The organism is Candidatus Clostridium stratigraminis (assembly GCF_045310675.1).
Classification (GTDB): Bacteria; Bacillota; Clostridia; order Clostridiales; family Clostridiaceae; genus Clostridium_AT; species Clostridium_AT stratigraminis.
Window position 1 is genome coordinate 99,429 of sequence record NZ_JBJHZZ010000006.1, and the last position, 26,991, is coordinate 126,419.

A 26,991-nucleotide genomic window follows, 5' to 3' on the forward strand; every position below is an offset into this window, starting at 1 on the left:
TTACTCTATATTACTATGAACCTTACACTGAAAGTATAAATTCACACATAACTTGATTGGATAATTCTATGCCCTTTGCACTTAAGTATAATCTATCACCTTCTAAAACCAGAAGATTAGCTTTTAAAAACTTATTTAATACCTTAGGATAAACACTAAATATATCATTCTTAAATCTCAATTTAAATTCTTTAAGGGATATGCCTTCTATTTTTCTTAGTCCCATAAACATAAATTCTTCCATATTATCTTCTAAGGAATTTACATGCTTCTCAATTACAGCATTTGTCCCACTGTTTACGCCGTAAATATATTTTTCTATATCAGATTCATTTCTATACCTTGTATTACTTATGAAAGAATGTGCACTAGAGCCGCAGCCAAGATAGTCCTTTAAGTTCCAGTAAGTTAAGTTATGCCTGCACTCGTAGTCTACTTTGCTGAAGTTGGATATTTCATATTGCTTATAGCCTTTGAACTTTAAAAATTCTATAGCAAATTCGTACATTTCTCTTTCTGCATCTTCCTCTGGCAAATTTAGCTTTCCAATTTCCATGGTTTTATAAAAGGGTGTTCCTTCCTCTATAATTAAACTGTAGCAAGAAATGTGCTCTGGCTTTAGCTCTATATCCTTTTCTAAGGTTTCCTTCCAATTGCTCATAGTTTGATTTGGCAGGCCAAACATAAGATCAACATTTATATTATTAAAACCTAGGCTTCTTGCTGTATTAAAAGTATTTAAAAATTGTTGTCTATTGTGTGCTCGTCCAAGATTCTTAAGCAAATTATCCTGCCATGCCTGCAGCCCTATACTTAGTCTGTTTACTCCCATAGCTTTAAATATGGATAGCTTTTCACTATTAAAGCTGTCTGGGTTTCCTTCCACGGTAAATTCAATATCCTCGGCAAGATCTAGTTTAGCTATTACTTCCTTTAAAAGCATTAGGCATTCTAAAGACAAATAGGTGGGAGTACCCCCACCTATGAAAATCGAACCAATTTTATAATTTGCCGCACTGCCTATTTCCTTACAAAGTGCATTAGTATAATTAAGCATTAAGCTATCTTTACAGGCAAAGGAAGGAAAATCACAATAAAAACATTTTTGTTTACAAAATGGTATATGCAGATACAATGCTATTGTTTCTTCCATCACTTTTCTCCTTAATCTATCTTTAATACTGACATAAAGGCTTCTTGTGGAACTTCCACCGTACCGATTTGTCTCATTCTCTTTTTACCTTCTTTTTGTTTTTCAAGAAGCTTCTTCTTTCTTGTTATGTCACCGCCATAACATTTTGCAAGAACGTCCTTTCTAAGAGCTTTAACTGTTTCTCTAGCAATTATTTTAGAACCTACTGCAGCTTGAATTGGTATTTCAAATTGCTGTCTTGGTATTATTTCCTTTAGCTTTTCAGCCATACCTCTTCCTTTATAATAAGCTCTTTCTTCTGGGACAATCATAGACAGGGCGTCTACGGTATCCCCATTAAGCAAGATATCAAGCTTTACAAGTTTGCTTTCTGCATAGCCCTTAAGTTCATAATCTAAGGAAGCGTATCCCCTTGTTCTTGATTTTAGTGCATCAAAGAAATCATATATTATTTCATTAAGTGGAATGTCATAATTTAAAACTGCCCTTGTTTCCTCTAGATATTGCATATCCTTAAAGGTTCCACGTCTATTTTGGCATAATTCCATAACAGCCCCAACATACTCAGTAGGAGTTATAATGGAGGCCTTTACTATAGGTTCTTCCATATAGCTTATAGTTGATGCTTCTGGCATATTACTTGGATTGGTCAGTTCTATAACAGTATTGTCTGTTTTACCGATTTTATAAATTACAGAAGGAGCTGTAGTAATAATATCTATATTAAACTCCCTTTCAATTCTTTCTTGAATAACTTCCATGTGGAGTAATCCTAAAAAGCCGCATCTAAAGCCAAAGCCTAGGGCTATTGAGGTTTCAGGTTCAAAGCTTAAGGAGGCATCGTTTAATTGAAGCTTTTCTATAGCTTCCTTAAGTTCTTCATATTTAGCACCATCTACAGGATAAATACCGCTAAATACCATTGGCACTGCCGGTCTGTACCCTTCTAAAGCCTCTAAAGCTGGTCTGTCTGCTTCTGTAATTGTATCTCCAACTCTTGCATCTCTAACATTTTTAATAGATGCTGTAATATAACCTACATCACCAGCTCTAAGTTCTGAAATCGGAAACATTTGAGGCGAAAATACACCTACTTCAGTAACATCATAAACTTTATTTGTATACATGAGTTTAATTTTTGTTCCAATCTTAACATTTCCCTCTTTCAGCCGTACATAACAAACTACACCTTTATAGCTGTCATAATAGGAATCAAATATTAGGGCCTTTAAAGGGCTTTCCTCGTCTCCTTCTGGAGCTGGAACCTTATTAACTATTGCCTCTAAAACTTGCTCAATATTTAGTCCGGACTTAGCTGAAACCAAAGGTGCATCATGAGCTTCTATTCCAATAATATCCTCAATTTCATGAATGACTTCTTCAGGTCTTGCACTTGCAAGATCAATCTTATTGATAACTGGTACTATTTCAAGATTGTGATCTAGAGCTAAATAACAATTTGCTAAGGTTTGAGCTTGTATTCCTTGGGTAGCATCTACAACAAGTACTGCACCTTCACAAGCAGCTAAACTTCTTGATACCTCATAATTAAAGTCTACATGTCCTGGAGTATCGATTAAATTTAATATGTATTCTTCTCCATTTTCTCTTTTATATATGAGCCTTGCAGCCTGTGCTTTTATAGTTATACCTCTCTCTTTTTCAAGCTCCATATTATCAAGCACCTGTTCTTCCATTTCTCTATGTGTCAAGGTACCTGTACTTTCTAAAAGTCTATCTGCAAGTGTTGATTTACCATGATCTATATGAGCAATTATTGAAAAATTTCTAATATGCTTTTGTCTATCTGTCTGCATAGTTCTACCCCCATAACGTATTAAATCAAAATAAATTATATCATAGTAACTAGGGAATTTGTCAATAAATACTGCAAATCAACCCCTATAATATTTTACTAAAAGCTATTATTGCTTTAAAATCTTTTTTATGGGATTGTTTGTAACTAGGTTATGCATAAGCTCATCTGCACCTTTTTTATAGTTATCCACTGCTTTGCTATTTAAGTAAACTACATAATCGCCAATATCAAATTGTAAATCAAAAGGCTTAGTGCTGTAGAACACTTTAAATGCAGACCTTTCCTTTATAAAATCAGGCAGAACATTGCTGACAGTTATAAAACCATAAAAAACTATGCCAAGTGAAATAAAAATTACAAAAAAATATTTTAATCTTTTAAACATAAAAAAATACCTCCTTAGGTACCCAGCAAATATTGTTGTTGAGTTCCTTGAATCAGCAGAATACAAAACAAATATTGCCTGTCTTGCTCCTTAAATTCCTACATATATAAAAGGATGTACTTTTTTATTTATTTTATTCAAAAATACCATTTTTTATTTAATTCATATATCTATTAATATCTTCAAGGTCTAAAGCAGGCTGAAGAGCTATATTTATGCCATTAGCTATTACCTTTGAAAGTGAATCAACTACTAAATCCACTTCCTTAGGTGTTACCATTAAGTTTCCAACATAGGGATTTAAAATTTCCTCAATCATTTTCTGTTTTTCATTTTTGTCTATACCCCTCAGCATATTATAAAATTCCCCACCATTTGTAGCTTGTTTAATCATTTCATCAATGGCCAAATCTATAGTGTCATTAGCCATAGTAGCAGCATCTACCACTGTAGGAACGCCAATTGCAATTGTTGGAATTCCAATTGAACGTTTACTAATTTCCATTCTCTTATTTCCAACTCCAGAACCTGGTGAAATTCCAGTATCTCCAATTTGAATTGTTTTATTTACCCTTTCCATTTTTCTAGAAGCCAAGGCATCTATACAAATAATTAAATTTGGCTTTATTTTTTCCACAACACCCTTTATTATCTCACCAGTTTCTATGCCTGTAGTACCTAAAACTCCTGGAGAAATTCCGCAAACAGGCCTTATATTTTCGTCTATGCTGTCAGGCACTAACTCCTTTAAGTGTCTTGTAATCATAAGCTTTGAAATAACCTTTGGACCTAAGGCGTCTGGCGTAATGCTTGAATTTCCAAGTCCAACTATAAGTGCTGTCATACTTTTATCTAAATTTATCATAGGAGATAGTACCTTAGCCATAGCTTCACTTACCTCATCCATTGAATCACTGTCATAATGAGTTACAGCAGGTATGTCTAGTGTAATATAGCTTCCTATGGGCTTACCCATAGCTTTTTCCCCTACCTCATCTACTATTTTAACCTTTGTAATTTTTATGTCTCCATCCCTTTCTTCTGAAACTTCAACCCCTGGATATCTTCCATTACTTTTCTTTTCATATATTTCCTTAGCTTCAATTGCCAAATCAGTTCTTACATTTATCATGTTTTTGCTCCTTTAAAAAATAAGTTTGTAAGAAGAGTTTTATCTTTCTTATTATTTTTAACCTTATCTTTTCCAATTAAGCTCATACTATACGGTCTTAGAGAAGATATAATTTTAAATAGAAAGAATAACTTCAAAAATATAGACTTCCAAAGTGATTTTTGCAATTTACTATTGAAGTGCTAAAAAATAAGTGTTATAATATGGTTTGTTATGTAAATAACTCGGACGCAGATTTCCCCAAACTGCTGAGACCCTATAAAAAAATAAGGGGGTGAAAACCAATGGCAAATATTAAATCAGCTCAAAAGAGAATAAAAGTTATCGAAGTTAAAACACTTAGAAACAAAATGGTTAAATCAGCTCTTAAAACTACTATAAAGAAGTTTGAAGTTGCTGTAACAGGCGGAAACCTTGAAGAAGCTAAAGCTGCTTTCACTAATACTGTAAAAGCTTTAGATATGGCTGCTTCTAAAGGAATAATTCATAAGAATATGGCTTCAAGAAAGAAATCTAGATTAGCTGCAAAGTTAAATTCTATTTCTGCTTAATAAATAAACCGGTTTTTAACCGGTTTTTTATTTTTATGCTGTTATGGTTTTTAAAATCAATAATTCTACTTCAGTTTTACTGTTAACTGGCGAACTTTTAAGTACCTCTTCACTTTCTAAGCAGTCATTTATAGCAGTTTTCAAGTTTTTAAGTGTAAATCTTTTACTTTGAATCATCATTTTATCACAAATAAAGGGGTTCATTTTTAGCTCCTTAGAAAGCACATCCTTTGTTTTCCCTTTTTCAATTCCAAGTTTTAATTGTAAAAGTAGATTAAACTGCCGTTCAACCATATACAAAATATAGGTAAGTTTCTCTCCTTTATATATAAGTTCTGATAAGATGTCCAATGCCTTTTCTAATTTCTTTTGGGATATTGAATCCACTAAATTAAAGATATCATTATCTGCTTTTGGCGGCAGCATCATCAAAATATCTTCCTTTGTAATTTCCTTGTTTATAGCATAGCAGCAAAGCTTCTCAACTTCATTTTTTGCAGATTCCATGTTGGCTTCAATTTCCTCACAGAAAAATTTTAGTTCTGCCCTGCCTATATTTTTATTTTTTTCGTCAAACAGTGCTTTAATCTTTTTTTCAAGATTTACGCCCTTTAATTTATCAAATTTAACAACAGAAGCTTTTTTATCAAATTTCTTAATTTTGCTGCTAGGTTTCTCTCTTTCTTCCTTAAACACATAATAGACAATTAAAATTGTATGCTTTGCAGGATTATCTAAATATTTTAGGAGAATCTCAAAGCTTTTATTTGCGGCTCTATCTTCTCCTTCTCCTAGAAACTCAGCTCTAAAAACTACAACTACTTTTTTCTCATCTAGAAATGGTATAGTGTCGCATGTGTTAATAACTGCTTCCATATCCGCTGTTTTTCCATCAAATTGAACAAAGTTGATATCTGAATAGGCAGCATTAAGAACCTTTTTCTTAATAAATGAAATTTTTTCCTTCATCAAGGCTTCATCAATACCGCAAAATATATAGCAATTTTCAAATTTATTATTTTTAAGTTTCTCTTCTAATTCAATATATTCAAGCAAGAAACTACTCCTTTCCTTTGCTTAATGTAAAACTAGGATATGCCTTATTAAAGACAATATCATAACTTGAGGTTTTTAAATTATTTATCGTTACATTTTTAGAAAAATAATAACTTTTCTGAGGTAACACTATTATATCACACTTTTTTAAATCAATATCCATAAAGTTCTGGGAGTTCCTTGTGAATATAATGGGATTGTTATTCGAATATACTTCTAAATTTAGCTCACCAGCCTCTGAATTTAAATTAGGCAGAGTCTTTAAATAAAAATTAGTACTAATTTTTAAGCTTAAGCCTTCCTTAGAATTTTTAATAATTCTTGAGAAGTTAAACTTATTATTAATTGTCTTTATATTGTTTCCTATATTTTCACCATCATTGACTATTAATATTTTATTTAATTTATATTCTATAATTACACCATCACTTGCACCTAAATCTATATACTGTATATTGGGAAAAAATTTATAATTATTTATAGCTACTAAGATTACTATTAATAAAGGAACTGGTTTTAAATTGTTCATTCCTCTTTTAATTAATATAAAAGAAATAATAATCAGTAAAATGGAACAGCTTTCAAAGAAGTTTATATATACTACTTGCGGCGTTATTAAAAGCAAGGAATAAGTTGCACCTTCTAAAATCAGCATAATTAATTCTAAAAACTTATTTAATAAGTTAAATATAAAATCAATTTTATAAAACAATAACGCTATGTTCCCTATTAGGACCAGCACAGTATAAATAGGTAATAAAACTATATTTCCAGGTATGAAGCCAAAGCTTAGATTCCCTAAGGAAAGTGCAGCATATGGCATTGAAAATACCTGGGCACTTAGAGTTAGGCTTATACTTTCATTAAGCTTATTTGGAATATAATAAAGAGCTCTTCTAATTTTGTTATAATAAAGCATGATTCCTAAAGTTGAAAGATATGACAATATAAAGCCTAAGTCCAGACAATAATAGGGTTTTAAAGTAAGAATAATTATTCCAGACAAGCTTAGGGCTGAAAGTCCATCATAATTTTTGAACACCTTTTTAGACATTTTTAAAATAAATATCATCAAAAAAGCCCTTAAAGTTGCAGGCTGCGCTCCTGTGAATAAGGCATATAAAAGTGACACAAAAATAGAGATTCCAATTCCAAAAACACCTTCCAGCACCTTGTAAATAATGGCCATATGAAAGCCTGATACACTAATGGCATGGACAACCCCAAGCTTTTTAAAGTCGTTCTTTTGAATATCAGAAAGGTAATTTGCTTCTCCAAAACATAGGGACATTATAAGTGCTGCCCTTTCTTCACCTAAATAAGTCTTGAATTTATTATATAATTTCTGCTTAAAGGTACTGATGCTTGAAATAAAATCCTTTTTCCCACTTAAAGCACTATCTACATATATGGTTCCAACTATTCCTTTTTCATAATCCCTTATATCTTCAAATTTACCTTTAATTATTAGATTTAAACCCTCATCTTCTTTTTTAAGATTTCCCTTAAGCAGCACATTTCTTCCATTTAATATGCCATAAGAATAAAATTCATTATATTTTGTAAGCCTTATATTAAAAGTGTTCGAATCCACCTCCATATTATAGTAAAGATGTGAGCTAAGAATTCCAAGAAATAAAAAGCTAAGGATAATTATTGAATATTTAGTATCAATTGTTGAGAGAATTATGATTAAAAAAGATGCAGTTAAAACTGCACCTATAACTAAACTATTTTTAAAAGCTATATAAGAAATACAACCTATAAAAAGAGCGATTCCATAAAATACAAGAGGCTTAACGAACTTCATTATTTCTCGTAATATTTAGAGAATCTGGAACCTTATATAAAGGCCTATTGTTGTTCTTGGCCTCTTTTACCTCAAGGGTGATTTTTACTCTATGGCTTGGTTCATGATGCTCTATATCTAAGACCTCAGGAATTCCATCTCTGCTTCTTAGCAAAAAATAGGTGTTACTTATTTCTTCCGCAGCTTTTCTAGTAATTGAATCATAGCTTAAAAAATAATCCTCTTCAGGTATATTCAAATAAACAATATTACTTCCCATTACTGATGTTTCAAACACGTTATTAATCATACTTAATACACCTCCATAATTATTTTATCCAAAACCTATGTCTTTAATCAGAAGTAGTCTTTAATGAAAATCCATTTAACATTTGAAGCATACTAAGAATAATGTATAACTATAGGTATTTAGGAGGTGGTCAGCATAAAAATTGGAATTATTTCAGATACACATATTTCAAAGGATTTATATAAAATTGAGGAATTATTAAATAAACATTTAAAAGCTGTTGATTTAATAATACATGCTGGAGATTTTAAAAACAGTAAGGTTATTGATCTTTTAGAAAATCAAAAAAAATTTATTGGAGTTTTTGGTAATAATGATGGAGAGCTTATAAAAGAAAGAGTTAAAGAAAAAGAGCTTATTAATATTATGGGCTATAAAATTGGAATTTATCATGGCCATGGCAATGCAAAAACTACTATCGATAGAGCTTATGAAATGTTTAAAGACAATAAAGTTGATATTATAATTTTCGGACATAGTCATCAGCCCATAATAAAGACAATGAATAAAATTCTGATGATAAATCCAGGATCACCGACAAGTAAAAGAAAGGATAGATGGTATTCTTATATAATTTTAGAGCTTAGTAAAGGACACATTGATGCTCAACTTAACTTCTTTGACAAACTGTAAAATATATCTTTATATTTTTATAAAATACTTTTTTAATAATGAAAAACAATAAATAAAAAATGAAGAATTATAAAGAAACACTATTTTTATATCCTTTATAATTCTTCATAAATTATTTTATGTAATAATTCCATAAAACTAATTAGTATAGTTAAATATCTCATTTAATTGGTCCATACTGGTAATTGCTTTACAAGTCTTAAGTTCTATCATTGAATTATAGTGCATTGCCATAACTAATTTATTATAGGCCTCTAAAGCTTTACTTGAATTAGCATATTGAATTCTATATTTTTCAGGTACAGATAAAACCATTTCTTCAACAACTTTGAAAGCTAGATTATAATAATTTAAAGCTTCCTTAGCACCATCATTTTTTAAATAATAGTCTCCTATTAAGCAAGATAACTTCCATTCAAAATTAACATCTCTAATTTCTTCAGCTAGTTTTAAAGCCTTAATTAATAATTTCTCATCATTACTTTTACTTAGCTTAATATCAATAAACATCTTTTTTAATTTTAATATTTCATAAGCTGGTTTCATTGAATTGTATTTACTTAGAAAATTTAATGCTATTTTATCATAATTACAATCTATTAATGCTATAGTGATATTGTAAACAGACTCTAAAATTTGGTCATTATTTTTGTATTTTGATAGAGCATAGCTTACTCCATCAACTATATCAATTACATCAGCCTCATTTTTAGCCTCACTTAGCTTTAAATATTCATATATAATACCTATATTCCATTTAATCAATGTTTCATCTTTTTCAACTGAATCCAATGCTTTTTTTATATAGGATTTAGCGCAGTTAGTGTCTCCAAACTCATTAAAAATTAAGGCTGCAGCTTTATAATATTGTACTAATGTATATTCAGTATTAGAGTTTTTACCTATCTCTTTTTCAGCCTTCATTAAAAAGTCATAGGCTTCTGTGTAGTTATACAACTTTAAGTTAGCTTGTACTAAAAAAACGTAATTATAAGCTAATATATTATCAGCATAGGCTCCTGAAGGCATTTTTATAGCCTTATTAAGCCAACTAAGGGACTTCTTATAATTAAAACATTTTAAATTAACTTCTCCAATATTAAGATAGCATATTTTAAGAAACTCCACATAAATAGAACCTTCGCAAAGTTTTTTTAGTTTTTTATAATATTCAAGTGCCTTTTCATAATCATGTAACTTTTCAGCATATACAATTGCAATATTATTTATAACACCAAACAGCCCTCTTTCATAATCAGCCTTCTCAAAGCACTCATAGGCCTGACTTAAAAGTTCTAAGTGCTCTTCTGGGCTTGTCATGTTTTTATAAAGATCTGCTAGCGAAATATATAATTTTCCTTTAAATAGAGGGAAGTTATCGCCACAGAGCAGCAATGTTTCATTGCAGAGTTCTCTAGCCTTAAAATACTCTTTTTTTATATTGTAAATACGTGACATACCAATGTTATTTTCAATTTTACCTTTTAAATAATCAATTTCATTTAGAATTTTAGAAGCTTCCTCTGAATACTTTAGGGCATTTTCAATTTCATAACAGCTTATATAGCTATCCGCAGTTTTATTTAAGGCGTCAATAAGCAATGCTTTATTTTTAAGATTTTCTGCTGCAGCTTTTGCTTGCTGAAAGTACTGCATCCCCTCTTCTAATTTACCTCCTAGCTGATAAAAGTCTCCAAGTTTCATGGATAGGGTAAATACATCAGCAGTATTATTCTCAGATATGCAGATTGAAAGTGCATTCTCATAGCTTTTAATAGCCATATGAATATCATTTTTCTTTTCAAAGGCTTTAGCATTTTTAATTAAAGCAGTCGCATTTATCTTTTCTTTAGATCTTTTTACATCTTCAGCTATCTCCAAATTTTCTTCTGCAGCTTTCAAATAATCACTTCCTTAAAAAATATCTTGTATATCAGAAAATTCAACCTTTACCCTTTGATCAATATCGTCATCAAATTGAGAATAAAGATTTGATTTATTAGATTCGCTTAATTTTCTATTAGGAAGTTGAATTACAAATTTACTTCCTTTAGTATATTCGCTAGTAACGTTTATAGTACCGTTGTGCATTTCCACAAGGGCCTTTACTATGGACAAGCCAAGGCCGCTTCCTTCTCTGTTTCTAGTAAAACTTGTTTCAACTTTTCTAAATCGTTGAAAGATACTATTTAGTTTATCTTTTGGAATACCAATTCCATCATCTTCTACAGAAATACTTACCATATTATTAATGTCTTCTAATTTTATTTTGATATTTCCTTGTTTATTTGAAAATTTAATGGCATTTGATAAAAGGTTTAACATTATTCTTTCAATTTTGTCTGCATCACAAGCAATAATTTTTTTATCTAAATTTGTTTCTAAGGTTAAATTAATTAATTTTACCTTTGCGTAAGCTTCAATAGATTGTACCACATTTTTAATAATTGTAACTATATCATAATTATGAAGCTCAATTGAAACATCATTGGAATCAATCTTAGTCATACTAATAATATTATTAATTAGTTTTAATAATCTCAGAGAATTTTGCTTCATTGTTTTCATATACTTCTCAAGTTTTTTCTCTGGATCTTTAATAGTTCCGCTTAAGGTATATAATTCAATAAGCTGCATTGCTCCCATTAAAATATTTATTGGAGTTTTAAATTCATGCGATATATTGGCGAAAAACTCACTTTTTTTATTATGATCTTCCAATTTTTCTTCACAAACTTTTAAGGCTAATTTTAATTTTTCTATCTCACTATTATCATTACTTTTATCAATATCCATATTTTAAGTTTACCACCTTGTATATCAAGAATATTTATCCAACTATTTTAAATCACATAATTATTAACCATATTAATTTTATCATAAATTATGGATAATGTATAGAATTCGACATTTTTTAAGGAATTGTTTAAAAAGATTAATTAATTTGTCGAAATTCAAGTTATAATTAATAAAGAATTCTTATTAAAATAGCCAGCCATAAAAATGGCTGACTATTCAAAGTAACTTCTAATCTTTTTTATCGGTAGTTTGTTTAATTAATTGGTGACTGAATACAGCAGCACCCGCAACAAGAATACCTTGTATTACTGCTTGTACTGTTAATCCAATTATAGAAACTGAACCTACAATACCAAGAACCAATAATATATAGGGAATTAACCAATCTTTTAATTTAGGTGTATTTTTCAAAAGTATACCAATTATATATAAAACAGGGATTAATATCAAAGCTTGTTCTGTAATTAATTCTATTAAATCTATATCCATATTCATACCTCCAAATTATTTTAAGATATATGTAATAGTTTCTTTTAATTTTTACAGTCCCCTCTATGTCATCTATTCCATGAATGGCAAACCTAATGGATTTAAGACATCATTTGACCTATTATAATTTATGTGCTTTTGTATAATTGTGTACACATAATGACTTTCTACCCGAATATTTTTATTACTGTATAATTCCACCAGCAATACTTTTAGCTTTTATAACTTAATTCATCTACATTATCTCCCATTGCTCATCACCTTACTTTTATAATAAAAAATACACCCAATTAATGGGTGTACATATCAATTAATATTTTAATTTATGTTCTTAATACTCTTATTTTTATGCATAAAAACTACAAAACTCCTAATACTATTATTAACAACTCAAAGAGAGTTGTTTGAGAAGAAGGTTTCTTTACTTTTAAAGTAGAGTCCCTTCTTTTTTAATATAAACGTTTAAGAAGAAAATTGTTCATCAATAATTAATTCTTTTGCGTATATAAGCTAACTCTGAAAGTTTTATAATTTTAAGCTATAAAAAAAGACTCATAAGATTTTTTTAAAGCTCTCATGAGTCATTGATTTAAATGGTTTTGGCGGGAGTATGTAGGAATCGAACCTACCTACCGTGGTCTTAGCACGGCAACACAGTTTTGAAGACTGGCAAGCACACCAGCACTTATCTACCCCCGTATTTGCTTACTACGCATAATGATTTTACATAAAAATAATTCTAAAGTCAATGTAAGAAATAGTAATTTAGTAAAGAACCCTTATATCTTCTACCCTTTTTGTCAATTTCATGCTATCAAGGTTCTCTAGAATTGCAACTGCATATTTCCTGCTTGTATTTAAAATGTCTCTAGCTTCAGCTGCTGATATACTGCCATGCTCGCTAATAAACTTAATAATATGCGCCTTTGCAGCTTCATAATAATCCTTTAATAATACACACTCTTCTGATACCTTTGTTAAACTACCCATATCAAGCAGCGAATCATATACCATTTTAAAGGTTTTTTTATCCTTCTCACCTTGAATTAGTTCATCGTATTTAGGCGGCATATACCTAGCTTCAGTATAGGCATTTATAACTTTATCCTTTAGGATATTTTGTTCTTTAGAATACTTTATTTCAAAGTCCATAAGTCTTATGAAGCTTCCTTGTATTCTTATAACATTTCTCCCATATAAAAGCTGCAGCAGCTCATCATAGGTTTTTTGCTTAATGCCTTTCCCAAAGACTTTATTTTTTATTTCTTCCTTTGATATGCCGGCTTTAAGTGGATTCGCCATATGAAAATCAGTTAGGAGTTTTTCAATTTCTGAAGTTTTTAACTTTAAAAAGCTTTTATGAATATAAATTGGTTTATCTAGACTAGTAAGTTTTAGGAGCACCTTATCCTTAACTAAGTTTTCTAATCTTTCGGAGAGCCTTTCATCATTTTTCCCTAAGGCTTTTATTATCACCTGTTCATCTGGAAAATCCTTGCTAAGTTTCTCAACTAATTTATCTAAGATATCTTCCTGACTTCCGCTCTCCTTTATTTTTAATTCTTCTATATAAGAATTATCAAATCTTCTAGCTTTTTTAGAGACAGGTTCTATTAGTTGTCCTCCACCTAAGGTATACATTGGAGAATAGTTTCTTAAAACAAAATTGTCTTTTCTTTGGGCTGTTAAAGGCTCCTCAAGTCTAAGCTGAACATAAGCTTTTGCTCCCGGCAAAAGCTCCTCCCTATCAAGTAAAACTACCCTGCACAAAATCTCGCTTGTTCCATGATAGAGTCTTACCCTTTGTCTATTTTCTAAAGGTTTTTCAGCAGACTTTAAATAATTTAAGCTGCAGTCAACAATTAAAGATGGCTCCATTACGTTTTCTTTTGAAAGGACATCACCTCTATGAACCTCGCTAGCTTTAACATTAGCAAGATTTAACGCCGCCCTTTGTCCTGCTTCAGCAAACTTAACTGGACTTTCATGAACTTGTATTCCTCTAATTTTTGTAAGTAGTTTAGAGGGATAAAGTTCACAAGCTTCACCTTCCTCAATTCTGCCGCTTATGATGGTTCCTGTAACAACGGTCCCAAAGCCGCTGACCGAGAAAACTCTATCTACAGTAAGTCTAAAATGTCCTTCAGTGTCTTTTGGCTCTACTTCCTCAGTAATTTTGTCTATATCCTCAATTAGCTCCTTTATGCCTTTTCCAGTTTTAGAAGAAACCTCATGAATTGGTGCCTCCTCAAGAAAGGTACCTTTAAAATATTCTTTAATATCTTCTTTAATTAGAAGAAGCCATTCTTCATCAACTAAATCAGTCTTTGTAATTACAATAATCCCTTTTTTAATATTAAGAAGCTGCAATATTTCATAATGCTCTTTTGTTTGAGGCATTATGCCTTCATCAGCTGCAATTACAAGTAAAACCACATCGATGCTGCTTACACCTGCAAGTGCATTTTTAATAAATTTTTCGTGGCCAGGCACATCAATTATTCCAGCTCTCTTTCCAGAAGGTAAATCAAAAAAAGTAAAGCCTAGATTTATAGAAATGCCTCTCTCTTTCTCTTCCTTTAAGGTGTCAGTTTCTCTTCCAGTCAAGGCCTTTATTAATGTAGTTTTACCATGGTCTATATGCCCAGCGGTTCCTATGATTACATGCTTCATTATATCAACCCTTCTGCTGCATTAAATTTTTAAAAGCTAGAGCAATAATATCAAAATCTTTGTCAAAGATGGTTCTTAAATCAATTATAACATTATCTTCAAATATTCTTACTATAATTGGAATTACATAGTTCCTAAGAGAGGCTTCTATTTGCTTTGCTGCTTTGAAATCTGATTTTATTCTTAAAACATACGTAGGTATTTTTTCAGCAGGCATTGAACCCCCGCCAACCATAGAATAATCTGAAGCAATATTTATATCTATTTCTTTTGCTGCTTTTAGAATTCTGTTTTTAAGCCTTTGAGCTCTCTTTTTGTGGATATCCTTTGAACTTAGTATCATATTTAAAGTTGGAATTTCAGCTACTGCTTTAGTTTCATCCATATAATATTTTAGTGTGCCTTCTAAGGCCGCTAAAGTAAGCTTATCAATTCTAAGTGCTCTAGTTAATTGATTTCTTTTTATTTTATCTATATATATTTTCTTACCTGCAATAATCCCTGCTTGAGGTCCTCCAAGCATCTTATCTCCGCTAAAGGTTACTACATCTATACCTTTTTTTATACTTTCCTGTACGGTTGGTTCATAGGAGAAACCATATTTAGAAAAATCAACTAATACACCGCTGCCTATGTCCTCAACCACAGGTATTGATTTTTCTTTTCCTAAGCTCACCAAGTCTTCAAGTGGGACTTCTTCAGTAAAGCCCATTATCTTAAAATTGGAGGTATGAACCTTTAATAATACACCTGTATTTTCAGTTATACTATTTACATAATCATAAAGGTGGGTTCTATTTGTGGTTCCAACTTCTACAAGTGTGGCATTACTAAACTTCATTACCTCTGGAACTCTAAAGGAGCCTCCAATTTCAACAAGCTGTCCTCTTGATACAATGGCTTCTTTGTTGCTGCATAAGGTGTTTAACACCAGCATAACAGCAGCTGCATTATTATTTACAACCACAGCTGCTTCAGCACCAGTAATTTTTTTTATAAGTTCTTCAACATGCTCGTATCTAGAACCCCTCTCACCACTTTTAAGGTCATATTCCAAATTACTATAGCTATCGGCACAGTTTATAATATGCCTTAAGGCTTCTTCACCTAATAGGGCTCTGCCTAAATTAGTATGTAAAATAACTCCTGTTCCATTTATAACCTTTTTTAAATTAGGGGAATTCTTTTGCTTAACTAATTGTTTAAACCCCTCTAATATATCAATAGTAGTGAATTCAGTTATATTGTCATTTAAAATCCTATTTCTAAATTCCTCCAAGGTTTCTCTTAAAGCCTCAATAACTATAGGTCTCATAACAGCTTTTAAACTATTAATAACTATTTCTTCCTTTAGAAGGTCATCCATTTTAGGAAGTTTTCTAAGCAAATCTTTCTTATTCATAATAATTTAAACCTTTCTTTATAAATTATGATTTAAATATTCTACTCCACAATTATTAATTTATCCTCTAAAGCTATTACTTCTCCAACTACAGCAGATTCAATCTCAAGGACTTCAAGTTCTTTAATTATTTTTTCCCCTTCTTCAGCACTTGTAGTAAAGAGAAGGCCTCCTGAGGTTTGTGGATCAAACAATATATCTTCAAACCAAACAGGTAAATTATTTAAAGCACATTTTTCCTCTAAATATACTCTATTACTATAGGTTCCTTCTGGAACAAGCCCCATTTCAGCATACTCCTTAGCTTCAGCTATATATGGTATTTTGTCTTTATAATACTTAATTGTAACCTTTGACGCACTAGCCATTTCGAAGCTGTGGCCTAAAAATCCAAAGCCAGTTATATCAGTGCAGGCGCTTATATTATAATTTACCATTATCTCTGAGGCGTATTTATTTAGTGTTGACATTACTTTCACAGCTTTTTTATAAGCGCTATCAGAAACAATTTGTCCCTTAATTGCGGCATTAATTATACCAGTTCCTAAAGGTTTAGTTAAAATAACCACTTCTCCAACCTTTGATCCGAAATTTTTTAAAACCTTACTTGGAGGTACTAATCCTGTCACAGAAAGGCCGTATTTAGGCTCATTATCATCTACAGTATGTCCCCCAACAATTACAGCACCTGCCTCTAATACCTTGTCAGCTCCACCTCTTAAGATTTCCGCTAAGATTTCAGTTGACAAACAAAGTGGGAAGCATACAATGTTTAAAGCTGATACAGGCTTACCTCCCATAGCATATACATCACTTAAGGAATTTGCCGCTGCTATTTGACCATAGGTGTAGGGATCATCCACTACGGGTGTGAAAAAATCTAATGTCTGAATCATTGCAATATCATCATTTAATTTATAAACTGCAGCATCATCAGAAGTTTCTATACCTACTAATAAATTATCATTTTTCATTACAGGTAATTTATATAAAATTTTTGAAAGGGTCTCCGGCCCTATTTTGGCTGCTCACCCAGAAGTTCTGGACATTTCAGTTAATCTTTTTTCCATTATTACCACTCCTTTCATATCATAAACATGATACTAAAGTTCAGTACTAATTGTATAATATTACTTATCTTATGTCTATATTATCTCTAAACTTGTCTAAAGTCTTATCTCCAATTCCTCCAATTTTCTTAAGATCTTCTATTGAAGTATATTGTCCATTTTTCTCTCTATAATCAATAATCTTTTGTGCTGTTGTTGGTCCAATGCCTGGCAGAGTGTCAAGTTCTGCTGCTGAAGCAGTATTAATGTTAACTTTATTTGATCCTTTATTATTTGTAGGAATAGCTTCAGAATTGCCAAGCTTAGGTAAATTATCTGATTTTCCTTCCACAAAAAAATAATCCTCATCCTTTAACTTTTTTGCAAGATTAAGCTTGGTATCGGGCGCTGCGTTATCAGTGAACCCACCAGCTGCCTTCACCAAATCGTTTAGTATGCTGCCGCTTGATAAGCTGTACACTCCAGGTTTTTTTATTTCCCCTTGAATATATACAGTTACCATTTTGCTATCGGTTTTTTGCATAATTTCACTAGGAATACTATCTACAAAAATGTCCTGTTCCTCTAACTTATGGTTTTTAGGTCTATTTATATAAAGACCTACAACTAAAAAACCAATCAATACCAATAATATAACTACAGAGCCAATTATTTTTTGTTTGGTTTTCATTTACTCCCCTCCAAATACGTCCAAATATATTAATAATATTTAAATTATTGACAATAATTTAATTTATTATCGCATCTTAAGCTTTTATTTGTTATAATTTATACATGTATGATATAGGAGGATTATCTATGAAACGTTTTTTAACTTTGTTAATAGTTATTTTAATGCTTATAAGCAGTTCAAATATAATTATTTATGCAAAACAATCTGCTCCAAGTGTTTCGGCTGACAGTGCCATTTTAATGGATGCTACTACTGGTACAATTTTATATTCTAAAAATATGGATGATGCATATCCTCCAGCTTCAACAACTAAAACTATGACAGCTCTTTTAACTCTGGAAAATAGCAATCTTGACGATATGGTGACTGTTGGTAAAAATCCACCTTATATCGATGGAAGTAAAATAGGGATATTTGAAGGTGAAGAAATATCTGTTAGAAATTTATTATATGGGATGCTGCTTCTTTCTGGAAATGATTGTGCAGTAGCTTTAGCAGAACATGTTAGTGGTTCTACTTCAGCTTTTGCCGACCTTATGAATAAGAAAGCAAGGGAATTAGGGGCTTTAGATACGCACTTTGTAAACCCAAGCGGGCTTTATGATGAAAACCATAAAACTTCTGCCAAAGATTTAGCCTTAATTATGAAGGAACTAATAAAATATCCTGAATTCAGAGAGATTTCTTCAACTTTTTCCTATAAGATTCCACCTACAAATAAGCATCCTGAAGGCATTAATTTAGCAAATGAAAATAAATTAATAAATAAAAACTCCATGTATTATTATAATGGTGCAGATGCAGGCAAAACCGGGTATACAATCCAGTCATTACATTCCTATGTTGCAAGTGCTGAAAGAAATGGACAAAGACTAATAGTTGCCTTAGTGCACGACAAAAACAAAACATATTTTCAAGATTCAAGAGCACTCTTTGACTATGGCTTTAAGAATTTTGAATTAGTACCGCTTTATAAAAAGAATGAACTAGTTACAACGGTTACTGAAGGAGACTTAAACATACCATTACTCGCACAAGAGGATTACTACTATGTTAGGGATAAATCCTTAAATGAGGTTCCTAAAGTTGAAGTAAATAAGAGCAGTAATTTAAGTAATAAATCATTTTCAAGAGGAGATAAAATAACAGATGCCACTATGAAAATGGACAATGCTACCCTTCCATCACTAGAGCTAGACAGCGGCATAGACCATAAGATACCAACTATTTTAAATGAAAAGATCCTTTCAAGTAAAGGTATGAATTATTTGTTTTTAACATTAAAAATTATATTTGGTATATTCTCCTTTTTAGTTTTACTTCGTATAATTATTAAAACTAAGAAAAAGAAGAAACGACAAAGAAAACTTAGAATATATGAAAATAAGTAGGTAATTTTACCTACTTATTTTTCTTATAAGTTCTTTTATATCTTCTGGTAGTTCACTTTCTAATGTCAAAATCTCACCTGTTCTAGGATGCGGCACTGATAGTTTGTAGGCATGAAGAGCCTGCCTTGTAATTAAAGCCTTATCCTCATCTATTCCATACAAGTTGTCACCATAAATTGGATGACCTAGATAACTTAGATGCACCCTTATTTGATGAGTTCTACCAGTCTCTAAAGTTAGTTCTAAAAGCTCCGAATCCTTAAAGCTTTCAATAACCTTATAATGTGTAATACTCTTTTGCCCTCTCTCATCCACTTTCCGCTTTATGCTGTCATCTCCAGTTCTATAAATTGGTAAATCAATGGTTCCTTCTTTATCCTTAAGATTTCCATGTACTACAGCTAAATAGCTTTTTTTGAAATTTTCGCTCTGCATATCCCTAGCCAAGGACATATGTGAAAATTGGTTTTTTGCAATAATAATTAGGCCTGAGGTATCCATATCCAGCCTGCTTACTAGCCTGACAATACAATTCTCACCTTTTTCCTTGAAATAATATAATAAGCCATTTGCTAAAGTACCTCCTGGATAACTTCTCGTTGGATGGACAACTATTCCAGGCATTTTATTAACTACAATTAAGTCTTCATCTTCGTATCTAATGTCTAAATCTATTTTTTCAGGCTCAATATTTTGTGATTCATTTTTCTCTACTTGAAAAGAAATTACATCACCTATCTTTAAGACATAATTTAATTTAGTTACCAAATCATTAACTCTAATTCTGCCATCTATGGCAGCTCCCTTTATTAATCTTCCTGATAGTTTTGCAGTTTTTCTTAAATATTCTCTGAGCTTCATATCTTTATCACTATCAGTAATTTTATAAATTAAATCATTATTCATGTGCCACCTCAAAAAATAAACTGTGCTCACACACAGTTAACTAATTATATTATATTAATTATAACAGAAATAGTAAAAAATAAATATCTTATTTCATTGCAGCCTCACTATGAAGCTTATTTAATAGCTCTATGTTCTTACTTTTATCATAAATAACATAGGAAATGCCATTTATATATTTAGGATCTCCTTTAATTGTATAAATCTTTATATTTGCTTTATCCATCTTAGATAACATGAGGCCATATTTAATTATTTCATCTGCCTTCATATTAGTTTCAACATAATTTGAAATTGTACCTAAAATGCTTGGCAGTTTAGTTATAATAGAAGGGTTCTTAAACTTATCTATTACCTTATTAATAAAGAGGTGCTGATTCTCTATTCGTCCTAAGTCTCCATTAGCGAGTCCAGTACCATCATTATTTTCTCTCCATCTAAAAAATTCTTCAGCCTTTTCCCCGTTAAGCTCTACAGTATCCCCTTTATTAAAGTGGATATGGAGGTTTTGCGTTTTATCATCATAATTCATGTTATTATTTATTGTCATTTCAATAGGCCCAATGCTGTCAATTACCTTTCTAAAGCCTTCATAGTCCAATTTAGAGTAATAGTTTACCCTTATGTCTAAAAGCTTCTCAACTGCATCAATTAAATAACCAGGACCACCTATTGCATTAGCTTCATTTATTTTCTTATTTGAGTTATTCATCTGAATTAAAGTATCTCTAGGAATAGAAATAACATTGGCTACCTTAAGGCTGGGATTTAAATTAATAAGAAGTATAGTGTCCGTCCTTTTAGGATTATTATTACTATTAGCCCCTATAGTTCCAACATCTGTGCCCATGGCTAATATATTCACCTGTTCATCTTTATTAGCAGCTATAGGCTGCACTTTATTCTTTTCAAGCTTTGTATGATTAAGCCCATCCAAATAGAAATATAAATAGCCAGCACCTGCAAGGCTAATACATACAAATAACGAAGCAAAGATAATAAAAAAGTCGCGAAAACTATGACTTCTCTTTATTCTTCCCATTTCTTATCTCCTAGTGTTTTGTAAATAAAATAAAATTTCTGGCCTCAATAGTATCCTTATGAATTAGCTCCCCTTTATCTATTACATATTTGATAGTGTTATTAAAGGATAAAAGGAGTGCTTCATCTAAATTTTCATATGCTAAGGTTCTCAAGGCCGCTATGCCATCGAAATTTCTCATAGGTTCAATATAATCAGCTATATATATAATCTTCTCTAACATACTCATGTTTGTTCTTCCTGTCGTATGATAGGCAATTGCATTTAATACTTCCTCATCTGATATTCCCATTATATCTTTTGCTATAATTGACCCAGCAAGCCCATGCATAACGTTAGAATTTTTTTTAAACATCATATCTATATTATACCCATTTTTCTCTAATAAATCATTTATTTCCAAATTTTTTAAGTTTTTTGCACAGTCATGGGTGAGTCCTGCAAGCTTAGCCTTTTCTTCATCAACTTTATAATGCATAGCAAGACTGACAGCTGTTTCCATTACCCTTACACTATGCTGAAATCTTTGAGGGTTTAAATTTGCTTTTAAATATTCTGTTATCAGATTTTCATTCCACATAAATTCACCTTCATTCCTTATACAAACCTAGCTCTGAAATTGTATTTAATACATTTAGAGGCAGGAGATGATTTACATTCCTACCTTCCTTAAGCAGTTTCTTAATACTTGTTGAAGAAATGTCCAAAGGATTTATATCTAAAAAAATTATCTTAATATTATACCTTTCCTCAACAATTTTCTTTTGCTTAAGAATGTTATCTTTTTCATAACCCAATCTATTAAATACTACAAGTGTGCAAAGCTTAAATATTTCGTCTACATTTTTCCATGTGTCCAGTTCCATAAGGCAATCTACACCTGTTATTAAAAACCAATTTGTTTCTGGTTCCTTTTTATTTAAGTAGTCTAAGGTTTTATAAGTATAACTTAATCCTTTCTCATCTATTTCGAAACTTGATAAATTAAATCTCTCTTCGCCTTTTATTGCCATGCTGACAAGTTCATAACGAATATAGGCTTCAGTTATTTCTCTGTTAGTTTTATGAGGAGGATTACCAGTAGGCATAAATAGTATATTATCTAAATTCAGCATATACAAAGCTTCCTCAGCTATATATAAGTGTCCAAAATGGATTGGATCGAAGGTGCCTCCAAATAGACCTTTATTTGGCATAATTTATCCCTGCTTTCAAAAATAAGCATGTATTATTTTTATGTGGTAAACAATACATGCTTATTTTAATTATTATTAAATATTATGGTAATTCTATTTTAGGCTTTTTCTCAGATTTTTTATACAGTACAATTTTACTTCCAATAGCCTGTATTCCTTCACAGCCAATTGCCTTACAAATTATATCTGAGGCTTCTCTAGTATCATAGCCGCTATTACTTAAAACCTTTATTTTAATTAGCTCTCTAGCTTCTAAGGCGTCCTTCAGTTGTTTTAGAAATGCCTCTTCTATGCCACCTTTTCCAATTTGAAATAAAGGCTCAAGACCATTCGAAAGTGATCTTAAAAAGCTTCGTTGTTTACTTGTTATCATATATACTCTCCTTCACAAACCTTGATACTATATTAAAAACTCAAATTCAAAATCATTGAGTCTTACTGTATCTCCATCTTGAATTCCCATGTTCTTCAATTCATCAAGGATGCCTTTGTTTCTAAGAACCTTATGAAAATATTTAAGGGACTCAGAGTCATTTACATTTACACTTGCAAGAAGCCTATCAACAAAGCTTCCTAAAACCACATAAACTCCATCTTCCACTCTTATTTCATAAGTAAAGTGCTTTTCTTCAGGAACATATTTATCTTCTTCTTTAATCTCAAGATCAGTGATTGGTATTGTACTGAGAACCCTAGCTGCCTCCTTTAGAAGCTCATTTACACCAGTATTAGTAGCTGCAGATATCTTAAATACCTTACTATATCCAAGCCTCTTAACCTTATTTTCGAAACTTATAAAGGCTTCATCATCAAAGAGCATATCACTTTTATTTGCTGCTACTATTTGTGGTCTATCCCAAAGCTTTACGCTGTATCTCTTTAATTCCTCATTTATCTTTAAAAAGTCTTCAAATGGATCTCTTCCTTCAACTCCAGAAATATCAACTATATGTATTAATACTCTGGTTCTTTCAATATGCCTTAAAAAGTCAAGTCCAAGGCCTACACCTTCAGCTGCACCTTCAATAATTCCAGGAATATCAGCCATTACAAAGCTTGTAACTCCAGGAACATCTACAACTCCTAAATTTGGTTTTAAAGTTGTAAAATGATAATTAGCTATTTTAGGTCTTGCCTTTGATGCTACTGATAAAAGAGTAGACTTACCTACATTAGGAAATCCAAGTAAACCCACATCAGCTAGTAATTTAAGCTCTAGTTCAATATTTCTTTCTTCTCCAGGCATACCAGGTTCTGCAAAATTAGGAGCCTGTCTTGTTGAGGTTGCAAAATTAGAATTGCCTTTGCCTCCCTTGCCGCCTTTTGCTACCACAAATTTATCACCTTCATGGGATAAGTCAGCCATTATCTTATTGGTTTCAATATCTCTTACTATTGTGCCCATAGGAACATTTATATGTAAGCTTTCTCCATTTTTCCCGAAACAGTTTGTTCCGGACCCACTTCCACCATTTTGCGCAGCATACTTCTTTTTATAGGTAAAGTCCAATAAAGTAGTCATATTAGAATCAACTTCTAATACAACATCTCCGCCCTTTCCTCCATTTCCACCATCAGGTCCGCCTAGAGGAATATATTTTTCTCTTCTAAAGGATACTGCTCCGTTACCGCCATCTCCTGATTTTACATAAATTTTTGCTCTATCAATGAACATAATCTTCACCTCTTTTAAACCATTTTTCAATTTTATATCAATAACCATAAGGTTAGTTTTTTCCATTTTCATATATACAATACGAAAGTTCTAATACATTAATGATCTCCTAAAAATCCTTGAAGATTGGATATTTTATGACATCATTAATGTAAGAACCTTATTGTATTGTATATATTATAAACTAAATTATTAATTTTATCGAAAATGGTGAAATATACTTTATCATTTTCTTTATAATTCTTTCATAACCTAGAACATAAGGCCTTAAAAAAAGCACCCTAATGGGTGCTTTTATCATTACTCAGCAATTTGAGTTTCTACCTCAAGAGGATAAACACTCGCTTTTTTCTTGTCTCTGCCGAATCTTTCATATTTAACGATACCATCTGCTTTTGCGAAAAGAGTATCATCGCTTCCTCTACCAACATTTTCACCTGGGTGAAGCTTAGTTCCTCTTTGTCTAACTAATATATTTCCTGCAAGAACAAATTGTCCATCTGCACATTTAACACCAAGTCTCTTGGATTCACTGTCTCTACCGTTTCTTGAGCTACCTACTCCTTTTTTATGAGCAAATAACTGAAGGTTCATAACTAGCATTGTACTACACCTCCTCTAACACTACGTTTATATATTCATTATAATTAATTTCTATGTTTTTAAGTCCTAAAAGCATAGTTTCTAACAGTACCTGAGAGCTTTCTATTTCTTTAATAGTGAGCTTACTTAAGTCTAAGCTTAAGAATCCATCTTCAATTCCTACGATAGGCTTAATTTTTAAGATTTCTGTAATTCCGTTTGCAATTGTTATAGAAACAGCTGAAACAGCACTACAAACCATATCATAACCATCATTAGAAGCTTCAGCATGACCGCTTAGCTTTACAGATACTATTTTCCCGCATTTTTTACTAAACCTTGCATTAATCATGGCTTATGCGTTTATTTTTTCAATTTGAAGCTTTGTAAATGGTTGTCTATGTCCTTGCTTTCTTCTATAGTCTTTCTTTCTCTTATACTTGAAAACTATAACCTTCTTAGCTTTACCTTGTGCTAGAACCTTAGCAACAACATTTGCTCCTTCAACTACAGGCTTACCAACTACTAAACCATCTTCCTTACCAACTGCAAGAACGTTTCCTAATTCTACTGTTCCATCAACTTCAGCAGTTAACTTTTCAACGTAGATTACGTCTCCTTCTTTAACTTGGTATTGTTTTCCTCCAGTAGCTATGATTGCGTACATTAAAAACACCTCCTCAAACCAGTCTCGCCATCTCAGGTACACAAAAATGTGATTTAAAACCCTATGTGTGCGGTCTACAAATGCCATTGTAACATAGGATTATATTTTTGTAAAGAAGCTTTATCCATATATCTTAAACTTTTGCATTTTCTCCACTTCACTTGAAAAGATTAAGGGTTCTACTTTTATAAAATCCTTATTTTGAATATAACTTAGAAACACCTTTTTATTCTGAGCTTTTATACTATTAATAAAGCATTCTATATCCTTATTAATCTCTTCATTATATGAAGCACTTAATTCAATATAAATGTTATCTATATTAAGGCTGTTATCTATTTTAAATATTTCATTTCTTATAAGCTCTGTCATATAAGAAAACTTAAGCTTTTTACCTTTACCACTGCATTTCTCACAGTCTTCTTCTAGATATTCAAGTATCGGCCTTCCAATTCTTTTTCTTGCAATTTGAATTAAGTTTAATTCTGTAAAATTATAAACTACAGTTTTATTTTTATCATTTTCAAAGGCTTTTTTAAGAACGGTAAACACTGCCTCTTTATAGGTTCCGTTAGTCATATCTATAAAATCCACTATGATTATACCAGAAAGATTTCTAAGTTTAATTTGTTTTCCTATTTCATAAGCTGCTTCTAAATTAGTTTCATAGACTGTTTTTTCTATGCTGCTGCTCTTTATATTCTTCCCTGAATTTACATCTATAACATACATGCCTTCTGTTTTATCAATGACTATAAAACCTCCGTTTTTAAGAAATACTCTGCTGTTTCTTAAGGATAATATCTCCTTCTCTATTCCACAGTAATCAAATAGCGTTCTGTTTTCCTCATATAGCTCTACTGTGCACTGAACATCTGTATTATGTTTTAGCATATCTTTTATGTATTTATAGTCCTTTTCATTGTTGATAATTATTTTATCTGTTTCAAGGTCTAGTTTATCCCTAAGCACCTTATCAAGAATACCTTCTCCTCCATATAAAAGCTTAGGTTTACTGCTTAAATTAAAGTCATTTAATATATTATTATAAAGTATTAAAAGCCTTTCAATTTCTTCTCTTATACTGTTTATTGATACTTTTTCAGCATTTGTTCTAATTTTTAAACCAAGATCTTTGTGTGCAGGAATATTATCTAAAACTGATTTTTTAAATTCTTCACTTTGAATTTTACCGGAAAATCTTATTTCCTTATATAGCGTTTCAAGCACAACGTATCTTCCAGGTATTGAAAAAGCATTAGTTACCTTAGGCCCCTTATCTCCGATTCCCTCTTTTAAAACTTCAACAACAAGTTCATCATTTTTCTTTAAATTAGTGTTATTAAATTTTCTATCTAAATACATGTAGCAATTTCTACCAAAACCAATATCTATAAAGGCGCACTTTATTGCAGGTACAATGTTTTTTACTATACCTCTATAAATTTCACCCTGTTTCGGCTCATTATTTTCTTCCTCTATATAACATTCTTCAAGTTTACCCCGGTTTCTTATTGCTATTCTTAAGAGCCTCTCTCTTCTTTCTATAAATAATTCCTTCATTTAAGCACCTTCTTTTATAAGAAAAGGAATTACCC

At 31.2% G+C, this 26,991-nt stretch carries 27 protein-coding genes and 1 tRNA gene; 3 read left to right on the plus strand and 25 right to left on the minus strand.

What is annotated here, in order from left to right:
- Positions 1-22: 22 nt before the first annotated feature.
- The 4 genes from hemW to gpr form a co-directional block, all read right to left on the minus strand.
- A complete protein-coding gene (gene hemW / locus ACJDUG_RS10660) occupies positions 23-1,153 on the minus strand; it encodes a radical SAM family heme chaperone HemW (protein ID WP_406769874.1) in 1,131 nt (376 codons plus the stop codon).
- Positions 1,154-1,164: 11 nt separating this feature from the next.
- Complete coding sequence (lepA, locus tag ACJDUG_RS10665) at positions 1,165-2,970, minus strand: translation elongation factor 4 (RefSeq protein ID WP_406769875.1); 1,806 nt, start codon at positions 2,968-2,970, stop codon at positions 1,165-1,167.
- Positions 2,971-3,078: 108 nt separating this feature from the next.
- On the minus strand, positions 3,079-3,357 hold the full coding sequence (locus tag ACJDUG_RS10670) for a hypothetical protein (RefSeq protein WP_406769876.1): 279 nt from the start codon (positions 3,355-3,357) through the stop codon (positions 3,079-3,081).
- A gap of 157 nt (positions 3,358-3,514) precedes the next feature.
- The gene (gene gpr, locus ACJDUG_RS10675) at positions 3,515-4,489 is read right to left on the minus strand and encodes a GPR endopeptidase (RefSeq protein WP_406769877.1); all 975 of its coding nucleotides are present in this window, start codon (positions 4,487-4,489) and stop codon (positions 3,515-3,517) included.
- Positions 4,490-4,773: 284 nt separating this feature from the next.
- Between gpr and rpsT the strand changes: the two genes are divergently transcribed.
- Complete coding sequence (gene rpsT, locus ACJDUG_RS10680; protein WP_406764414.1) at positions 4,774-5,040, plus strand: 30S ribosomal protein S20; 267 nt, start codon at positions 4,774-4,776, stop codon at positions 5,038-5,040.
- A 33-nt stretch (positions 5,041-5,073) separates the two neighbouring features.
- Here the strand turns inward: rpsT and holA are convergent, their stop codons facing one another.
- Genes holA through ACJDUG_RS10695 form a run of 3 tightly spaced genes read right to left on the minus strand, consistent with a single transcriptional unit; the run spans position 5,074 to position 8,195 of the window.
- Positions 5,074-6,096 carry a DNA polymerase III subunit delta gene (holA, locus tag ACJDUG_RS10685; RefSeq protein ID WP_406769878.1) on the minus strand — a complete coding sequence of 341 codons (1,023 nt, stop codon included), beginning with the start codon at positions 6,094-6,096 and terminating at the stop codon, positions 5,074-5,076.
- A 4-nt stretch (positions 6,097-6,100) separates the two neighbouring features.
- Positions 6,101-7,906 carry a ComEC/Rec2 family competence protein gene (locus ACJDUG_RS10690; protein ID WP_406769879.1) on the minus strand — a complete coding sequence of 602 codons (1,806 nt, stop codon included), beginning with the start codon at positions 7,904-7,906 and terminating at the stop codon, positions 6,101-6,103.
- Positions 7,893-8,195, minus strand: coding sequence for a hypothetical protein (locus ACJDUG_RS10695; RefSeq protein WP_406769880.1), 303 nt, complete (start codon positions 8,193-8,195; stop codon positions 7,893-7,895). The genes ACJDUG_RS10690 and ACJDUG_RS10695 overlap by 14 nt, the downstream gene beginning before the upstream one ends.
- 126 nt (positions 8,196-8,321) lie before the next feature.
- On the opposite strand from ACJDUG_RS10695, the gene ACJDUG_RS10700 reads away from it, so the two are divergent.
- Complete coding sequence (locus ACJDUG_RS10700) at positions 8,322-8,828, plus strand: metallophosphoesterase family protein (protein WP_406769881.1); 507 nt, start codon at positions 8,322-8,324, stop codon at positions 8,826-8,828.
- 138 nt (positions 8,829-8,966) lie between these two features.
- On the opposite strand, the gene ACJDUG_RS10705 is transcribed toward ACJDUG_RS10700, so the two are convergent.
- The 8 genes from ACJDUG_RS10705 to ACJDUG_RS10740 all read right to left on the minus strand — a co-directional run bounded on the left by ACJDUG_RS10705 (position 8,967) and on the right by ACJDUG_RS10740 (position 17,931).
- Positions 8,967-10,730, minus strand: a complete 1,764-nt coding sequence (locus tag ACJDUG_RS10705; RefSeq protein ID WP_406769882.1) for a tetratricopeptide repeat protein — start codon at positions 10,728-10,730, stop codon at positions 8,967-8,969.
- Between the two features lie 12 nt (positions 10,731-10,742).
- Positions 10,743-11,624 (minus strand): sensor histidine kinase, encoded by an 882-nt coding sequence (locus ACJDUG_RS10710; protein WP_406769883.1) that lies wholly within the window; start codon positions 11,622-11,624, stop codon positions 10,743-10,745.
- A 231-nt stretch (positions 11,625-11,855) separates the two neighbouring features.
- Positions 11,856-12,110 carry a phage holin family protein gene (locus tag ACJDUG_RS10715; protein WP_406769926.1) on the minus strand — a complete coding sequence of 85 codons (255 nt, stop codon included), beginning with the start codon at positions 12,108-12,110 and terminating at the stop codon, positions 11,856-11,858.
- Between the two features lie 606 nt (positions 12,111-12,716).
- Positions 12,717-12,813: transfer RNA gene (locus tag ACJDUG_RS10720), tRNA-Sec, on the minus strand.
- Positions 12,814-12,881: 68 nt separating this feature from the next.
- Positions 12,882-14,789, minus strand: a complete 1,908-nt coding sequence (gene selB / locus ACJDUG_RS10725) for a selenocysteine-specific translation elongation factor (RefSeq protein WP_406769884.1) — start codon at positions 14,787-14,789, stop codon at positions 12,882-12,884.
- A gap of 4 nt (positions 14,790-14,793) precedes the next feature.
- Complete coding sequence (selA, locus tag ACJDUG_RS10730; RefSeq protein WP_406769885.1) at positions 14,794-16,191, minus strand: L-seryl-tRNA(Sec) selenium transferase; 1,398 nt, start codon at positions 16,189-16,191, stop codon at positions 14,794-14,796.
- Positions 16,192-16,232: 41 nt separating this feature from the next.
- The gene (selD, locus tag ACJDUG_RS10735; protein ID WP_406769886.1) at positions 16,233-17,261 is read right to left on the minus strand and encodes a selenide, water dikinase SelD; all 1,029 of its coding nucleotides are present in this window, start codon (positions 17,259-17,261) and stop codon (positions 16,233-16,235) included.
- A gap of 64 nt (positions 17,262-17,325) precedes the next feature.
- Positions 17,326-17,931 carry a ComEA family DNA-binding protein gene (locus tag ACJDUG_RS10740; protein WP_406769887.1) on the minus strand — a complete coding sequence of 202 codons (606 nt, stop codon included), beginning with the start codon at positions 17,929-17,931 and terminating at the stop codon, positions 17,326-17,328.
- A gap of 128 nt (positions 17,932-18,059) precedes the next feature.
- On the opposite strand from ACJDUG_RS10740, the gene ACJDUG_RS10745 reads away from it, so the two are divergent.
- The gene (locus tag ACJDUG_RS10745) at positions 18,060-19,325 is read left to right on the plus strand and encodes a D-alanyl-D-alanine carboxypeptidase family protein (protein ID WP_406769888.1); all 1,266 of its coding nucleotides are present in this window, start codon (positions 18,060-18,062) and stop codon (positions 19,323-19,325) included.
- 6 nt (positions 19,326-19,331) lie between these two features.
- Here the strand turns inward: ACJDUG_RS10745 and ACJDUG_RS10750 are convergent, their stop codons facing one another.
- The 10 genes from ACJDUG_RS10750 to ACJDUG_RS10795 all read right to left on the minus strand — a co-directional run bounded on the left by ACJDUG_RS10750 (position 19,332) and on the right by ACJDUG_RS10795 (position 26,956).
- The gene (locus ACJDUG_RS10750; RefSeq protein WP_406769889.1) at positions 19,332-20,231 is read right to left on the minus strand and encodes an RluA family pseudouridine synthase; all 900 of its coding nucleotides are present in this window, start codon (positions 20,229-20,231) and stop codon (positions 19,332-19,334) included.
- An 88-nt stretch (positions 20,232-20,319) separates the two neighbouring features.
- Entirely contained in the window at positions 20,320-21,273 is a 954-nt protein-coding gene (locus ACJDUG_RS10755; protein WP_406769890.1) for an LCP family protein, read from the minus strand.
- Between the two features lie 10 nt (positions 21,274-21,283).
- Positions 21,284-21,853: a bis(5'-nucleosyl)-tetraphosphatase (symmetrical) YqeK gene (yqeK, locus tag ACJDUG_RS10760; RefSeq protein WP_406769891.1), complete on the minus strand. Its 570-nt coding sequence runs from the start codon at positions 21,851-21,853 to the stop codon at positions 21,284-21,286.
- Between the two features lie 10 nt (positions 21,854-21,863).
- Positions 21,864-22,469: a nicotinate-nucleotide adenylyltransferase gene (nadD, locus tag ACJDUG_RS10765; protein ID WP_406769892.1), complete on the minus strand. Its 606-nt coding sequence runs from the start codon at positions 22,467-22,469 to the stop codon at positions 21,864-21,866.
- Positions 22,470-22,551: 82 nt separating this feature from the next.
- Positions 22,552-22,842, minus strand: a complete 291-nt coding sequence (gene yhbY, locus ACJDUG_RS10770) for a ribosome assembly RNA-binding protein YhbY (RefSeq protein ID WP_406769893.1) — start codon at positions 22,840-22,842, stop codon at positions 22,552-22,554.
- Between the two features lie 27 nt (positions 22,843-22,869).
- Positions 22,870-24,144: a GTPase ObgE gene (gene obgE, locus ACJDUG_RS10775; RefSeq protein ID WP_406769927.1), complete on the minus strand. Its 1,275-nt coding sequence runs from the start codon at positions 24,142-24,144 to the stop codon at positions 22,870-22,872.
- A 300-nt stretch (positions 24,145-24,444) separates the two neighbouring features.
- Entirely contained in the window at positions 24,445-24,747 is a 303-nt protein-coding gene (gene rpmA, locus ACJDUG_RS10780) for a 50S ribosomal protein L27 (protein ID WP_406769894.1), read from the minus strand.
- A gap of 4 nt (positions 24,748-24,751) precedes the next feature.
- A complete protein-coding gene (locus ACJDUG_RS10785; protein ID WP_406769895.1) occupies positions 24,752-25,078 on the minus strand; it encodes a ribosomal-processing cysteine protease Prp in 327 nt (108 codons plus the stop codon).
- Between the two features lie 3 nt (positions 25,079-25,081).
- Positions 25,082-25,393 (minus strand): 50S ribosomal protein L21, encoded by a 312-nt coding sequence (rplU, locus tag ACJDUG_RS10790; protein ID WP_406769896.1) that lies wholly within the window; start codon positions 25,391-25,393, stop codon positions 25,082-25,084.
- A 120-nt stretch (positions 25,394-25,513) separates the two neighbouring features.
- Positions 25,514-26,956 (minus strand): ribonuclease E/G, encoded by a 1,443-nt coding sequence (locus ACJDUG_RS10795; RefSeq protein ID WP_406769897.1) that lies wholly within the window; start codon positions 26,954-26,956, stop codon positions 25,514-25,516.
- Positions 26,957-26,991 lie beyond the last annotated feature (35 nt).